The 918-nt window shown below is 58.7% G+C and carries 1 protein-coding gene and 1 pseudogene; one reads left to right on the top strand and one right to left on the bottom strand.

All coding sequences use genetic code 11. The features are described 5' to 3' along the window. The coding region (locus tag A3730_RS30045) for a TIM barrel protein (RefSeq protein WP_231884080.1) at window positions 1-221 on the top strand (221 nt) is incomplete at its 5' end. 19 nt (window positions 222-240) lie between these two features. Here the strand turns inward: A3730_RS30045 and A3730_RS28435 are convergent. After that, a pseudogene (locus A3730_RS28435) lies at window positions 241-906 on the bottom strand (TIM barrel protein); the annotation flags it as partial. Window positions 907-918: the final 12 nt, after the last annotated feature.

Below are 918 nucleotides of genomic sequence, written 5' to 3'. Positions count from 1 at the left end.
TGTGCCGTTCCCTTTCGCGACTTTGTCCCCATATAGGACATATTCAGTTTGCCGATAATCCCGGGCGCCATGAGCCGGGCAGCGGCGAAATTCATTTTGATACCGTGTTTGCTCACATCGACTCGCTGGATTATGCGGGCTGGGTGAGTGCGGAGTACCGGCCCCGGGCCGACACGATAACCAGCCTGGGCTGGTTTAACGCAACCAAACAGGAACCGTGATGCAATTCAATTGGGGTGGAAAGATCATCCTTGGCCTGCCCGGCTCATGGCGCCCGGGATTATCGGCAAACTGAATATGTCCTATATGGGGACAAAGTCGCGAAAGGGAACGGCACAAATCCCCTTCCATAATCTGCATATGATAAAGATCGTATTGCAGGCGGATATTGTCGCGGCCCGCCGCCTCAATCACCGCCATGGCCATGGCCGAGGTATCCACCAGAAAACCGGGCATATCCACCCGGGAGTTGATCGCTTCCAGTGTCAGGGTCAGCCCCTTGGCGGCGAACAGGTCCGCAGCAAAACGCAGGTTCTCCACCAGGGTTGCAAAGGCCACCTCTGACGGCAGCGCTGCCGGTTTCAGGCCCGCCAGACAGTTCATCTGCCCACAGCCCAGCGCCTCGGCGTAGTCCATGGCGGTAAACACACCTTCGCGAAACGCCTCCACCCGATCCGGCAAACACGCAATGCCGCGCTCTCCGGCATCCCAGTCCCCGGCAGGCAAGTTGAATAGCACCTGGGTCAGCCCGTTCTCCGCCAGCAATGACGCCAACTCGTCAGCAGACCAGCCATACGGGAACAGATATTCCACCCCCTTGAAGCCGGCATCCGCCGCAGCGGCAAAGCGGTCCCGGAACGGTAACTCAGTGAACAGCATGGACAGGTTGGCGGCAAAACGTGGCATTACCCGTTCTCC

It is taken from the genome of Alcanivorax sp. HI0044 (assembly GCF_001634945.1).
The sequence above is the reverse complement of the archived record's forward strand: the minus strand, read 5'-3'. Positions and strand labels throughout refer to the sequence as shown.